Origin of the sequence: Allomuricauda sp. CP2A (genome assembly GCF_001683915.1) — a bacterium.
GTDB lineage: Bacteria > Bacteroidota > Bacteroidia > Flavobacteriales > Flavobacteriaceae > Flagellimonas.
Genome location: NZ_LXTT01000126.1, coordinates 1 through 1,489, shown reverse-complemented (window position 1 = coordinate 1,489; position 1,489 = coordinate 1). Strand labels below are relative to the sequence as shown.

At 45.9% G+C, this 1,489-nt stretch carries 2 protein-coding genes; one reads left to right on the top strand and one right to left on the bottom strand.

Annotation, left to right across the window (positions count from 1 at the left end):
- Nucleotides 1–186: 186 nt before the first annotated feature.
- Nucleotides 187–738, bottom strand: coding sequence for a HEAT repeat domain-containing protein (locus tag A7D14_RS20255; protein WP_218058541.1), 552 nt, complete (start codon nucleotides 736–738; stop codon nucleotides 187–189).
- Nucleotides 739–1,204: 466 nt separating this feature from the next.
- Here A7D14_RS20255 and A7D14_RS14530 point away from each other — a divergent pair.
- On the top strand, nucleotides 1,205–1,489 hold a 285-nt coding region (locus tag A7D14_RS14530; protein WP_141673416.1), incomplete at its 3' end, for a transposase.

Sequence of the window (1,489 nt, the reverse complement as noted above, 5' to 3'; positions counted from 1 at the left end):
TTTTGGTTAAACGTGGAATAAATATAGCGAATAAGCGGTGTACTGCGTGGCCGTTGGGGGAAAATAGCTCGGGGGGAGGTGCCGCTTGCGGTGCCGGCCGGGCGGCCGCAGGCATTTTTCCCCAACGGTTTGGCTATGCGCAGTGTCCCGAAGGGCATTGCGTATAGGTGTTGTTGTAGCCAGTTTTTATTCTTTTAAATATTCTAAATATCCATTTACGGATTCTTCCATTTCTTTCTTAACCTCTTCATTTTCTATTTCAGGACAAGATTCAGGATTTCGAAGACATTTTTGCCACATATCTTTAATCTCCATTAGGTCTTCTTTCGTAAATTCAAAAATCTGAGTATCCAGAATAGCAATTGCACTCATTTTGCATTCATATGCTTGATAGAACATAATTCTGAATATTTCTGTCAAGTGTTTTGAGCAGTCATGAGATTCTAATGCAAAAACCATTGTCCCTGTATATCCCTCGTTTTCCTTTTTGAAAATCGCTCTTAACAATGGTTCTACTGCTCTGTTATCTCTAATTTCTTCGAGTGCAAGTGCAGCTCTATCTCTAATGCTTGAGTCGCTTTGGTCTAACAGTGTAATTAAAAAGTCGGTGATTTCTTCACCTCCCAACTCACCAAGTTGTCTTGCGGATTCTTTCACAAGATTCCAATCACTTGAAAACATATTAGATTTCAATTTTTCAATCTCCTCTTTGTTCCTTTGATTTTTGATGGTCGTCATTTTTTAATTGGCTACAACGGCCACGCGGCTATGGCGGGCAGCGTTGCGGGCTTGCCCGCAAAAGCTGTCTGGAGCCATTAGGCGCTGATTCGCTATAGCCGCTTGTTGGGAAAAGTGCACTTTTTTCCGCTGCGGCGCGCGGGCCGATTTTGGTTAAACGTGGAATAAATATAGCGAATAAGCGGTGTACTGCGTGGCCGTTGGGGGAAAATAGCTCGGGGGGAGGTGCCGCTTGCGGTGCCGGCCGGGCGGCCGCAGGCATTTTTCCCCAACGGTTTCGGCTATGAGTAGTTGCGTGGTTTAGCACGGAACTTAGCAAGTACACACCAAACTGAAAATCCGCTAGGATTTTCAGAAGTAGGCGAGAACAAGCAATTACTTATAGCCATTGTGCCTGTTGCACAAGTTAGCGAAAAAAGTCGTTGATGATCATTGCCGATCGGGAAAGGGATCGTACCTTAAAGGGATGCAAGGCAAGAAGGACTATCAGGAAAAGCTGTTCGCCCGGTTCCAACTCAGCGAACGAGTGCCAAGGGACAATTTTTACAGGAAGTTGAAGGGTGTGTTGGACCTGGATTTCCTATATCCGCTCACCAAGGGGTATTATGGGCAAAGCGGGCAGAAGAGCATCGACCCGGTGGTCTTCTTCAAGCTTTGCCTTGTCGGCTATCTGGAGAACATCATCAGCGACCGCAAGCTCATGGAGCACTGTTCGATGCGGCTCGACATCCTGTTCTTCATAGGATATGAT